Below are 12,162 nucleotides of genomic sequence, written 5' to 3'. Positions count from 1 at the left end.
AAGGACGCAGAGACGCTCCAGTCACAGCCCCTCGCTCAACAATGCATCTACCCAGGCAGGAACGGATTCGGTGGCAGGCCCGTGGATCAGTTCATCAAAACATGGTGAGACTTCGGTATCCGTCATATTAAGTTCGACCGTGCGGGCACCCTGGGATTTGGCTTCAGCCGCCAAACCCGCAGCCGGGTAGACAACGCCCGATGTCCCGATCGAAACAAAGAGATCCGCCTTGGACACGCGTTCGTAGATTTCATCCATCAGCAAGGGGATCTCACCAAACCACACGATGTGAGGACGGAGCCCTCCGGCATGACCACATTGGGAGCATTCGGAAAACACCGACAAATCTTCCCGACATGCGCTGACTGTATTGCAGAGCTCACAACGTTTTTTGAGCAGCTCTCCATGCATGTGCCAGACATCCGAGCAGCCACCCCGCTCGTGTAAATCATCGACATTTTGCGTCACCAAAGTGAGTTGCCCCGGCCACTCTTTTTCCAAACGGCCGAGAGCCCTGTGCGCAGCATTCGGCTCTACCGTCTGCAACTGGGACCGGCGCATATTGTAAAAATCATGTACCATCCTGGGGTTCCGCGCGTAGGCATCACGAGTGGCCACATCTTCCACCCGGTGACCTTCCCACAAGCCGTCACTATCTCTGAAGGTCTTAAGACCGGATTCCGCAGAAATCCCCGCACCTGTAAGGATAAATAACTGAGACATGAACCACTTGTAACAAGCAAAACACCTGCAGCCAAGCTGCAAAGCGGAGCCCTGCCAACAAGGCTCCTACATTAGGGTGATGCCTGCGGCGCTGACAGGATGGGCAGGATTTTTAATTTTCAAAGATCAAGGCTTGCCCAAAACCTATCGCTACCTTCCAAAAAAATCCTGTATACCCTCTTCAATCATGTGAATCCTGTCAGCGCCGCAGGCTGTTAGCCCCTAGCGCATTCGCCCTAGCCCGGCCAAGGTATGGATCACCGGAAGCAAGCGGTTAGTCTTGTAGCACCATATAATGAGCTTCTTGTAAGAGCTTGTCGTGTTTTTTAACTTTGTAAGCAAAGAAAATGCAACCACACCCCATAAGGATGGGCAAAACCAAAAAGAAAAGCGAAAACGAAACGACGGCCATAACAATTAAGGCGATGAACACACACCCCTGTTGTACAAGTGGACTTGTCCAATTTGTCGTTACATTCCTACAGGCAAGTGCCTGAAACTGCCCATTGATGTTCATGCCAGCTATAAGCACTTCATCACCATTAGCGATCACACTGGGGATACTCGTTTTTAACAAGACGTGATTCTGACCAATCCTGAAAAGTGACAAATGCGTTGTTGATGTCCGATTCGAAGTTCCACTTGTATGGGTCGTTCGCTCAAACCCCTCAACCACGCCTCTCATTTTAACTAATTCATTCATGTCATTATTTCATCCAAAAGGGACATCGATTCCGTCCGCTGGGAAGAAGTAACGGCGGAGAGTCAGGGCATGGGTGGAGGATTGAGGCCAATCCTCCCTACCACCACCCTGCATGATCGATAGCTCGTTGCGCCGAGCGAAGAGGGTTCCGACTACTCAGAACCTTCTTGCTTAGGGTCACTCACAGCCTGATCCGCTTCAGCAGCTTGCTCAGGTTTTTCTTCTACAGCTACGACCGCTGGCGCGGCTTCTTCCTCAGCTTTGGGTTCCACTTCAGGCGTTGCTTCAAGCTCAACTTTGGCTTCTGCTTCAGGCTTGGTTTCAGAATCTGCGTCTGTTTTTGCTTCAACCGGGGCTTCATCCTTGGACTCGGCCGCTGGTTTTTCTGCTTGAGGGCCAGCGGCAGGCTTGGCTGCCACGGGTGCTTTTTTCTGAAGTTCCTTGGCCGCGTGCAACTTACCGTCAGAAAACAGAAGGACTATCCCCTCGTTAATCAACCAATGCAGGTCGTGATACCAAAGGTGTTTGGTTTCATCGTCGATCCCTTCGGGAAGAAGCTCTTTCCACATTTCGTCAATGTTCCCACTCGGGTGCTCAATCACCCAGTGGAACAACTGGGACGGACGCTCTGCCATCTCCATATTATCCGGCACCTTTTTCGGACGCGCCGGACCACAGTGCAGATGTTTTTTCCATTTGAAGACCGCAAGGTGACGGCCACTCATCTGGCGACACAAAATCGATGCCACCTTTCCAGGGTACCGGCGCTCTTCCGTGACGGTGGTTTTCAAAAGCGTCAACAATGCGGGGTCGATCATCTTGGGCGGCACATTGGCTAGCACCGACATGATTTTCCCACTTTCAAATTCCTGCTCAAAGCCGTGGGACAAGAAATGATTCTCCACTTCCTGGCGGCTATCGAGGATCACGACCGTCTCTTCGATCTCATTTTTTGGGGCCTCAGCCGTTTCGGCGGCTTCCGTCGTTTCCGTTGCTTCAACATCTACGGCCTGGGCCTCGGCATCTGCCTTGGAATCAACTGAGTCCTCCGGGGTATCAGGTGATTCCTCAAGCTCCTTGTTGTCGGTATTTTCTTCGGTCGCCTTCTCTGACTTCGGGCGCCAACGCACGTGCTTGGTCATGCTATCGAGCCACTCCTGGACCACTTCCTCACCATGCTCCATCACAATCTTCGATTTGTAACGGTCCAAGGCCATGTTGGAGAATCGCTCACGATGTAAATCCAAAACACTCTTCTGGTAGCCATGGTGGTTCGGAGGACCAATCAAATTTCCACTCAGACCACAGCGAGCGACCGACTGGAAATTTCCTTTGGGAGCCTCGACATCGACGATTTCCTCATCGTAGTAGCGTTTCACAATCCCCTTCGCCCAAAAATGCGCCATGCACTCCTTCTGGTATAGCCAGATCGAGTGATCATGTTTATTCCGATATAGAGGCTGTTGCTCGCTTTCAAAAATCACATGGAAGCGCTCCAAGCCACCTAAGATCATCCAGGCAATATCAAACACGGAATGCGTCCGCCCCGTAGCGGCAATATCTTTTGCCAAGGCATCCAAGCCCTCCTCAATCGGCATGATCCGGGCCGTCATTCCATCCGGAGCCGGCGTCATCGGCTTGCGTCGATCACCCCCCTGATGGTCGCGGTCATCCCTGCGACCTTTACCTCGAAATCCACGTTGATCCCGTCCACCTCCATGTGGTCGAGGTCCACCGCCTTTGTGAGGACGCCCCCCCCTGGCATCCGACGACTGATTCCGTCGATCTCCCTGGTTGCGTTGCCCCCCTTGATTCCGGCGGTCACCTTTGTGTTCGGGTTTACCAGCTTGCCTGCTGCGAGATCTTCCTTTGGGTTGATCACGGGCCCATGCCGGGCCAAAATTCAAACCACTCAGGTCCGGAAGTTGTTCGTTTGCGTCCGATTTTGGGTCTTTTTCGCTCATGGATGGCGGGATAATTGCATGTTTTTCGAGCTAACGGAAGCTTTCAAATGCAGAACTTTTGTCCTTTTTTTTCGCTTCATCAAACCGGCATCCAGCTCACTGGACGGGGGCTGATATCAGCGCAAACAGCGCACGGTTCGCTCCACCGCATGATCATGGATCGATAGCACCTTCCGAGCATTTTCAACCATTCGCTGTCGCCGCTCCACATCCACTAACAATTCGTCCACTGTCCCAGCTAGCTCCTCAAGCCCCGATAACATTTCCACACCACCTGACTCCCGAAGCATACTGATCAACGGCTCGAAATTTCCCATGTGAGGACCACAAACAACAGGCACTCCCGCAACAATCGCTTCGGCCGGATTCTGTCCACCTTCACCCAACCAGCTTTTCCCAATCACCATCACATCCGCATGTGCCGTCCAATCCCTCAGTTCACCAGTGGAATCCACCACCAAACATGCCGATTGACCGGGCGGGACAAATGCACTGCGCAAGACCACTTCCAAGCCCAAGGACTCGAGTTCAGCCTTCACTTCCGCTCGCCGTTCCGCATGCCGGGGAACCACCACCAACAAAAAATCCTCCCGACAACGCTTGCAGGTCTCCGCCAGAGCACGCTCCTCACCAGGATGCGTACTCGCGATCATCACCACCCGCCGCCCCGGGCCGAAACCATCCAACATTTCTTGAAATTCTTCCCTGGCACGCGGCACAGCACCACCTGCAGGATCAAACTTAATGCTGCCGGTCAGCGTGATCTTTTCCTCCTCGATGCCCAAGCTTCGAAACCTGCCGGCATCCTCGTCATTCTGAACACAAAAACGTCCCACCATTTCAAACAAAGGCAAGGTCATCGCGGAAAACTTCCTGAACCGTTGCTCGGACCTGCGGGACAAGCGAGCATTCACCATCGACACCGGAACCTTGTTCAGCCGGGCCACATTCAGCAGATTCGGCCAGGCCTCCGATTCAATCAAAACCACCTGTGAAGGAGAAAACCTGCGAAATACCGCCCGGACAAGAAAACCAAAATCAATCGGACTGTAAATCACCCGCACCTGCCCCGGAGCCTTCTCCCGCGCCACCTCGTGGCCAGTCGCGGTCGTAGCCGCGAGAACAAATCGTTCATCGGGGTGCATCCGCAACCAGGTATCAATCAATTTCAAGGCAATCAACACCTCCCCAACGCTCACCGCATGCACATAAACCACCTGCTTGGGCTCATCCGACGCCGCTTCCCGGTACCTGGCAAAACGCTGCAACAAACCCGACCCATACCCACCACGCTTCCACATCTTGAGAAGCCAGGCCGGAAACGCCACGATGAAAAACACCGGGAGCAAAACATTGTAGATAAAAAGAACCAGAGGACGAGGCATCGGAAACAAGCTTAAGGGTTCAAGACTCGCTGGTAAAACAGAATCCCACAACTTCCATACTTCCTGCGGTCCAGCAGACTCCAGCAAGTGCCCTCTTCCAGTCCGTCCCGCCGATTAGCCGGGGGGTCTTCAAGAACCAACAAAGCGTCCTCAGCGACCATCTGAGGGAGGGTTTCGTGCTGTAGCAACTCCGCGATAAAGTCCCGGTCCCCTCGGGACTGATAGTAAGGAGGGTCCGCAAACACCAAATCGTAGGGGCCAACACCGCCACGCAAAAAACCGAACACATCGCGTTCATTCATACTACCACCTTGCAAGCCCAGTGATTTCAGATTCCGACGAATCACCCGCCCGGCCTCACGACTATCATCGACAAAATCGCAGCTCTTTGCGCCGCGGCTCAAACACTCCAAACCCAAAGCTCCCGAACCGGCAAACAAATCCAGCACACGCGCCCCTTCCATCCGATGGCTGAGAATGGAAAACAAGGCCTCGCGCAATCGGTCCGTACTGGGTCGGGTCACCGCTTTGGGCACCTGAAGGGTTCGTTTTCCTGCTGTTCCACTGATAATACGCATAAGCCAATGATGGTTGCTAATCGCCTTGGTCGGGCTGCTGCTGATCCAAGTCCGGGGAGGGAAAAGCTTGTAGGGCGACTCCCTCCTCGCGCATTTCCTGCCGGACAAAGGCTAGGGTTTTTCCAAGAATTTCCCAGACTGGAATTTGCTGATTTTGGTATCCGGCATCCACCAAGGGATTCTCCAAACTTCCGCTAAGCAATAAATCCCTCACCTTACGATCCGGAGTGTCGAGGTTCCGCCACCATGCCGGGCCGTTCCGAGCCAAGCCCGCACCATGCAAACCCCGCCCGACCATCTCACTCACTTCGGGAGAAACCACCAACCGGGTCACCGATAACACCCCCTGCTGAACCGACACCCTGCCATTGCCCAGGATCGAAACATCCTCGCCAACCAAACGCACACCACCCCATTGCAGGGTGCCTGCTCGATAGACGGCCGGTATCTGCACGTCATCAAAGACCACATCGTGGCGGCCATGCGCTTCACGTAAACGCCAACCACTCCCTGATAGATGCATCTTCCCCCTCCATGATCCTGGCTGAGCCAACAGGCCGGAAGCCACCAACCGGCCTTCCACACGATCCCCGGAAAGATGCATTGCCATACGATCCAACCCATCCACCGACGCCAAGGTCTGGGGTTTAACCACCAAATCCACAGCAAAGGGCAACAACTTCAAACTTCGCACATCCTGACTGCACAACACCTTGATGTGCGCCGCCACTTGTACACCCGCAAGTGAGGCCTCATCCATGCGCCATTGCAAATACGGCCGTTTCCATTCGAGCTTTTGAGCGACCTTGGTGAATGCCTTTTTATCTTCCAGCCCAAGCCCACGGATGTTGCCAATATGGAGTTGGCCTTCGCTATCCTCCCCCATCAGAGAGATTTCAAAATCCACATCCTTCAACTCAAAAAGCGTAAGCCCCTTGGCATGCCAGTCGCAACGAAGATGGGCATGATTCACCCGGACCAGCATAGGCAAGCCAGCTTCAGGCTTTCCTTGCTCCGAAGGCGCAGATGATCGATCCCGGGCAGGTGGAGGCCCCTTCGCCTCATCCCCTCCAGACCCCTGGGATTTACCATCCGTTGAAGACCTAGCCGATCTGCCCGTGCCGCCGCCATCGGCATGACCATCAGCCCCCTGCCCACGATCTTGACCGGAACCTCCACCGCGGGAATCCGCAAGTGCGGGAGCAGGAGAGGATAACGATCTCCCGTCCAACATCCGTGCCAATGCCTCCCTGACCCACTCAACGGAAAGGTTGAGTTCAGGGGAGTCAATCGTCACCTCTCGCAGGCGCAACTGCCCACGGACCAACGGCCCCCAGTAAGGCCGCACCTGAATACGCTCAACGACCAGCAGTGAGCGGACAGTTTCTCCCGAATCAAAAGTTTCCGATGGATCAAACTCAAGTCCTCGCACCGTCACCCCATTCCATGGTGACCAGGAGACACGATCGATCCGGCATGGGACCCCCGTCCTCTGCTGCACCTTTTCCGCGAGCATACCGGTCACCCAACTCGATGATAAACAGAGGTTGGAAAGCCCCCACAAAAGCATCAAGCCAACAAAGAAATACAGCACAACACGCAAACACCGCCGCTTGGAAAACAAGCGACGAATAAGCGACGTGTTGAATAATGGGAACATGGAAACTGGAGCCATCCGAGGAAGGGCGAGCCAAAATGCTAGACGAAGGAAACCTCACCCGCAATGCAGAAGACACGAGCCGTTCAGCAAGCTGGCACAACGCAAAAAAACTCCCAACAAAAATGCCGACCTCGTTCAAAAGATCGGCATCTGCTTAAAGTGACAGGTAATTGGGATCCTTTTTTGGGGTAATTACTTTTTAGCCGCAGCAGGCGGAGCAAAGCGAATGACCATACTTTTATCGTATCCGGAAATACGCTCCTGAATGCGATAAATCAAAAGGCAGAATTTGCCATCATTGTATTTTCCCAGGGCAATATTTTCCGTGGTCCAAACAAAATCGGTTTTTTCTTCAAAGCGCCACTCCTTACCCTTCCAGGCTCCGAGAATACTGCGCTCAGCGGCATCGATGTCTTCAATCCGCTTCAATTGTCCATTGGTGGACTTCCATGCATCTTGGGTCGAGAGGTAGCGCAGTAGAGAAATCGGACCACCCACACCGCTCACCCGAACCATCCACTCACCCGGCTTGGGTTCTTCAAGGCGAAGCACCACTTTCTGGGCGGCCTTGAACTGGCGGTCATCCCAGAGCTTGAGGTATTCATCATACTCAGCCTTGGTAAGGCCAAGGTTCTCATGATACGGAAGCGGCAGACCTGGCTTGGACTTGCTGGCATACTCTTTGTGCCATCCCGTGGTATCAGCCTTGGCTGCAGCCTGAACCTTGGCAATGTACTTGTTGATTTCCTTTGGTGGCACAATCGCCCCGACTTCACCCATCACAGGTTTGTCCTTGGCGAGATAAGCCGCAATTGCCGCTGGAACTTTACCGGGCTCAACAGCCGCTGGCTTATTCTCGGCCGCGTCATCCTGAGCTTGAGTCAAGCCAAGCGAAGACGCCAAAACAACCACACACAAGGGTCGAAACATGGTAATACAGGTAAATCGTTTCATAAAAATCAACATGGATTCGATCAAGCCACCGAGTTCAGCGATCTTTCGCCCAGCTGCTCAATCCAATTGCGCGGCAGATTACCCGCAAGCCGCATAAGTGCAAGCGCCAATCGCCTGCCACCTTAGCGAATCCCACCACCACTCTTATTTACGGGACTCATCATCGATGCGAAAAATGTGCTCGCCCGGAATATAATAATTCAAGCGGTCCCGCGCAATGATCTCACGGTATTCCTTGTCATTCCGAATCGCATCCAACTCTCTGGTCTTGCCATCCACCCGATCGAGCACCTCCTCTTCACTCACTTGCACGTCACTCAGCTCATGCCGCATTTTTTGAAGCTGTCGATAATGCGGTAAAGCCGCCGCCATAAACGCCGAACACAACATCAACACCAAGACGCAAAAACAAAAACGCACCCCGGCATGCATGCGCTCGGTACGCGCATGCATCTTGCTGTAGCGCTGTTCGAGACTCTGTCTCCGGCCACGATTGCGTCGGTTCGATCGGTTCACATCAATGATCACCCACCACGGGTAGATTACTCTGAAGCAAAATACCGATTTATTTAAGAAATCAAAAGGAAAAAATCGACGAATCTGTAATCTAAAAAAACACCCAAGCTTTCTGCCAGACTTCAAATCGACAATCGCGGATTGAGCCCCGAGAGCATTCCATGCTAGATCAAGGCATGCGATTGCTCCTTATCTTCCTCAGCGAACCCGTTCCAGAACATCATACTGTCGGATTAGGAGAAGATCTGGGAGCCAACACCGCAGCCGAGTATGCCAAGGCCATGGTCGATGTCTTGCTGAAACAACTTCAGGGGCTCGAAAACACACGGATTCGTTTTTGTTATGCGCCCGATGATGCCGGCGACGCGATCCGGTTCTGGCTATTACCGCAGATGCATGCCCGGCCGGGTATTTCGCCTGAAGTCTACGCGGCACGGCGAAACCAACACGACGACAAGCACCTCCAAGAAGTGGATTTTTACGCCCAAGGCCAAGGATCTACCGGCGACAAACTAACGAGAGCCTTCGAGCAGGGGTTCCTCGATGGATTCCAGTCGATTGCCGCTATCGGCAGCGACTGCCCCGAGTGCGGGGCCCGCTGGATCAACCTCGCCTTCGCCCGAATGGAGCGCGCAAACAAAGACATCATGCTTGGCCCGAGCCAGCACAGCAGACACTACCTCCTGGCAAGCAAACAACAGCACGACGAATTTTTCACCGCAATAAGCCAAGCCTCCAAAAAGAATGACAAAACCGGAGAACACATCCTCGAGGCTGCGAAACAAGCGAACATCACCGTGGAAACCCTCCCAACATTGCGCCGAATCACGAGCGAAGCAGACTGGAAAGAACTGATGCAAAGCCCACTGGCCGCAGCCACCAAGAAAGCTCTCGGAGAGAGGAATACCTGACTCCCTTCCCAGCCCCCTATTCCAGAGCTCACAGGCGCTGATCCGATCAGGTATTCCCAGGCCATCCCCAGGGCAAGCTATCGGTCATGATCAGAAAAAGTTCGGAGAAATGTCATCCTTGTTACTTGACCATTTGATCTCCTCAGCCTATTCCCCCGCCCTAGTCTTTACTCAGTTATGGCTCTGATCGTTCAAAAATACGGTGGATCCTCGGTCGGCAGCATCGATCGTATCCGCAATGTCGCATCCCGCATCAAGAAACTCCGCGATGAGGGCAACCAAGTGGTTGCCGTCGTTTCGGCTATGGGAGGCGTGACCGATAAACTGATCGGCATGGCCAACGAGCTGAATGAAAGTCCGCCGGAGCGCGAACTCGACGTTCTTTTGTCCAGTGGGGAACAGCAGTCCATCGCCTTGGTCTGCATGGCGCTCAACGACATGGGTGTCGAAGCCGTATCAGCGACCGGTCGCCAGGCCGGCATTCGCACCGTTGGCAGCCACACGCGGGGAAGAATTGATGAAATCGACCCGACGATTGTGCAAGGCTACCTCGCCGAGGGCAAGGTGGTGATTGTTGCCGGATTCCAGGGAGTCACCCATGACGGCCTGATTCACACCCTGGGGCGCGGAGGATCCGACCTGAGCGCCATTGCAGTTGCGGCCTCACTCAATGCCGATGTTTGCCAGATTTTGACCGACGTCGATGGCGTCTACACCTGCGACCCGCGCGTGGTGAAAGACGCACGCAAGCTGCCGGAAATTTCCTACGACGAAATGCTCGAGATGGCCTCCTCCGGGAGTAAGGTCATGCAATCGCGCTCCGTTGAATTTGCAAAAAAATATGGGGTGGTCTTTGAAGTCTGCTCCAGCCTGAACGATAATCCTGGAACCCTAGTCACCGAAGAACATCCTGCCATGGAAGCTGTAGTTATCCGAGGAGTCTCGATCGAGCGCTCCCAAGCCCGCGTCACTATCACAGAAATCCCGGACAAACCGGGTAATTCCGCCAAAATCCTTGGCTGCCTCGCCGATGCCGAAATCAACATCGATATGATCGTATCGAATATCGCCAGCAACGGTATGGCCAGACACTCATTCACCATGCACACCAACGACTTGGGTCGCGCCCAAGCCGCACTCAAACCTGTGCTTGGAGAACTCTCATCTGAAGCCCAAATCGAAACCGAAGCGGGGCTGGCCAAACTCAGCACCGTGGGCATCGGCATGCGCTCCCACTCCGGGGTGGCCGCCAAAATGTTCCAAGCACTTGGATCTGCCGGGATCAATATTGGTATGATCTCCACCTCCGAAATCAAGATTTCCGTCACCGTCGAGGAAACCAACATCGAGGACGCCGCCCGCGTCGTGCACGAAGCATTCGATCTGGACAAAAAACCCGAGGCCTAATTCTGCCCATCCCGGGGCAAGGCCTCACTCTTCATGAACCCCTACTCCGCCCCCGACAGCTCACTTCGCTCTGATTCGGAAATCCGTCTCAGCGGCCCCTATGGCCGATTCCGCAACAACGGACCTCTGAAGATCATTATCATCACGTTTCTCGTGATTGAGGCCATGGTGGTGCTGTTCAATGGCATCCTCAACCACATGCTGCCGGCCAATGTGGTGTATGAGCCCGACGGCCCACTGGTCAAAGTCTACCTGATCAGCCACATGACCCAAGTCAGCCTGCGTATTATTCTGGCTGTCATCATCTCTATCTGGATCAACCGAATCTGCAAAAACGCCTGGCTGCTCGACCCTCCTAAAATGAGCATCACCCCGGCTCTCGCCGTCGGTTATTACTTCATCCCCATTCTCTTTCTCTGGAAACCCTACGTCTCCATGCGGGAAATCCGCAATGCCAGTTATGGCCGGGAAGACGCCATGCCGCTGCTACTGCCTCTCTGGTGGTCGAGCTGCATCTTCTTCTTCGTCCTCGCCACCAGCATCCACCTGATCTTCGAAGTAGCCACGGATCAGGAAACGCTCCGTATTGCACAAAGGCTCTCACTCATCATCATTCCAGTGACCATCCTCCGCAACTACATCACCATTGCACTGGTCGTGAGAATCACCAACGCCCAAATTTTCCGGGCAGCCCACTGGAAAGCCTGACCGGAAAACCCGCATGCTTCCGTATAGCGCTCGATTAAAAAATCGATCAAGCTGTGCTGTCACAGCAAAGCAAGACACCGCTTTACAAATGGTGGAACGGCACCAAGGATGACTGGGATGCGAACGCTAGCGGCACTATGGGGATTTATCGGAGTCTGCTCCCTGATTGGCAGCGCCATTTACCGGCTCAGCCCCCGGGCAAAAGAAGCCATTGATATGGGACTCAGCACCTGGCAATGGGTGGTGCTCGTATTGTTCGCCCTATTTATGCTGGTGAGTGAAGGGTACCGAGGGTTCCAAAAGAAGTTTTCTCCCCGAACCGCAGCCAGGGTGAAGTACCTGTATGACCACCCGCATCTACTCAGAGGCCTCCTTGCCCCCTTTTTCTGCATGGGCTATTTCCACGCCAAACGGAAAACCCAACTCACGGCCATCATTCTGACTCTGGGCATTATCTGCCTCGTGATCTTGGTTTCCTTTTGCCCTCAACCATGGCGTGGTATCATCGACTTCGGTGTGGTGCTTGGCCTCGCCTGGGGAGTCTCCACCTTTGTCATCTTTACCATCCAGTCGTTTCTGGACAAGAACTTCAAGCATTCGCCGGAAACCCCGGATCAATAAGGTCGTTTCTGCGGAGGATTGAGGCCAATCCT

At 53.9% G+C, this 12,162-nt stretch carries 12 protein-coding genes; 4 read left to right on the top strand and 8 right to left on the bottom strand.

The window, feature by feature from the left end; all coding sequences use genetic code 11:
- Positions 1-21: 21 nt before the first annotated feature.
- The 8 genes from HW115_RS14895 to HW115_RS20115 form a co-directional block, all read right to left on the bottom strand.
- On the bottom strand, positions 22-723 hold the full coding sequence (locus tag HW115_RS14895; RefSeq protein ID WP_178933739.1) for an NAD-dependent deacylase: 702 nt from the start codon (positions 721-723) through the stop codon (positions 22-24).
- A 274-nt stretch (positions 724-997) separates the two neighbouring features.
- Positions 998-1,426, bottom strand: coding sequence for a hypothetical protein (locus HW115_RS14890; protein ID WP_178933738.1), 429 nt, complete (start codon positions 1,424-1,426; stop codon positions 998-1,000).
- 152 nt (positions 1,427-1,578) lie between these two features.
- Complete coding sequence (locus tag HW115_RS14885) at positions 1,579-3,390, bottom strand: hypothetical protein (RefSeq protein ID WP_178933737.1); 1,812 nt, start codon at positions 3,388-3,390, stop codon at positions 1,579-1,581.
- A gap of 116 nt (positions 3,391-3,506) precedes the next feature.
- A complete protein-coding gene (locus HW115_RS14880; RefSeq protein WP_178933736.1) occupies positions 3,507-4,775 on the bottom strand; it encodes a 3-deoxy-D-manno-octulosonic acid transferase in 1,269 nt (422 codons plus the stop codon).
- Positions 4,776-4,786: 11 nt separating this feature from the next.
- Positions 4,787-5,353, bottom strand: coding sequence for a 16S rRNA (guanine(966)-N(2))-methyltransferase RsmD (rsmD, locus tag HW115_RS14875; RefSeq protein ID WP_178933735.1), 567 nt, complete (start codon positions 5,351-5,353; stop codon positions 4,787-4,789).
- A gap of 16 nt (positions 5,354-5,369) precedes the next feature.
- Positions 5,370-7,013, bottom strand: coding sequence for an AsmA family protein (locus HW115_RS14870; protein WP_178933734.1), 1,644 nt, complete (start codon positions 7,011-7,013; stop codon positions 5,370-5,372).
- A 192-nt stretch (positions 7,014-7,205) separates the two neighbouring features.
- A complete protein-coding gene (locus HW115_RS14865; protein ID WP_227021552.1) occupies positions 7,206-7,967 on the bottom strand; it encodes a hypothetical protein in 762 nt (253 codons plus the stop codon).
- Positions 7,968-8,111: 144 nt separating this feature from the next.
- Positions 8,112-8,483, bottom strand: coding sequence for an FtsB family cell division protein (locus HW115_RS20115; RefSeq protein ID WP_319609344.1), 372 nt, complete (start codon positions 8,481-8,483; stop codon positions 8,112-8,114).
- 176 nt (positions 8,484-8,659) lie between these two features.
- Here HW115_RS20115 and HW115_RS14855 point away from each other — a divergent pair, with 176 nt between their 5' ends.
- The 4 genes from HW115_RS14855 (at position 8,660) to HW115_RS14840 (ending at position 12,130) form a co-directional block, all read left to right on the top strand.
- The gene (locus tag HW115_RS14855) at positions 8,660-9,394 is read left to right on the top strand and encodes a TIGR04282 family arsenosugar biosynthesis glycosyltransferase (protein WP_178933731.1); all 735 of its coding nucleotides are present in this window, start codon (positions 8,660-8,662) and stop codon (positions 9,392-9,394) included.
- A 177-nt stretch (positions 9,395-9,571) separates the two neighbouring features.
- A complete protein-coding gene (locus HW115_RS14850) occupies positions 9,572-10,801 on the top strand; it encodes an aspartate kinase (RefSeq protein WP_178933730.1) in 1,230 nt (409 codons plus the stop codon).
- Positions 10,802-10,834: 33 nt separating this feature from the next.
- Positions 10,835-11,509, top strand: a complete 675-nt coding sequence (locus HW115_RS14845; protein WP_178933729.1) for a DUF4328 domain-containing protein — start codon at positions 10,835-10,837, stop codon at positions 11,507-11,509.
- A gap of 117 nt (positions 11,510-11,626) precedes the next feature.
- Positions 11,627-12,130 (top strand): hypothetical protein, encoded by a 504-nt coding sequence (locus HW115_RS14840; protein WP_227021551.1) that lies wholly within the window; start codon positions 11,627-11,629, stop codon positions 12,128-12,130.
- Positions 12,131-12,162 lie beyond the last annotated feature (32 nt).

It is taken from the genome of Oceaniferula marina, from assembly GCF_013391475.1.
GTDB lineage: Bacteria > Verrucomicrobiota > Verrucomicrobiia > Verrucomicrobiales > Akkermansiaceae > Oceaniferula > Oceaniferula marina.
Note: the sequence above shows the minus strand (reverse complement) of the source record. Positions and strands in the feature narration are given on the sequence as shown.